Origin of the sequence: Pseudomonas sp. 2995-3 (genome assembly GCF_002742565.1) — a bacterium.
Lineage (GTDB): Bacteria > Pseudomonadota > Gammaproteobacteria > Pseudomonadales > Pseudomonadaceae > Aquipseudomonas > Aquipseudomonas edaphica.
In genome coordinates, this window is record NZ_LJSB01000021.1 from 1 (window position 1) to 229 (window position 229).

The following is a 229-nucleotide window of genomic DNA, read 5'->3' on the forward strand; positions in this document are numbered from 1 at the left end:
TGTCTATACATGGATACTCTAAGATTCTCTAATACTTTGATTATTCTTCATATACGCTATTAAGAAATCTCTATCTTCTGGAAAACTTAATCGAAGTTCCTTTAATTGGTCTATATTTTTCCACGCGATATCATATATCAGATGATCTGGATCCTGGATTTTTTGTTCCCCACCAATGATTCTCACCAAGAAATAGCGAACTTCATAAGCTACGTTAATGTCTTCATAG

The 229-nt window shown here is 33.2% G+C and carries 1 pseudogene; it reads right to left on the reverse strand.

Annotated features, from left to right (window positions below):
* Positions 1 to 18: 18 nt before the first annotated feature.
* A pseudogene (locus AOA62_RS32145) lies at positions 19 to 229 on the reverse strand (hypothetical protein); the annotation flags it as partial.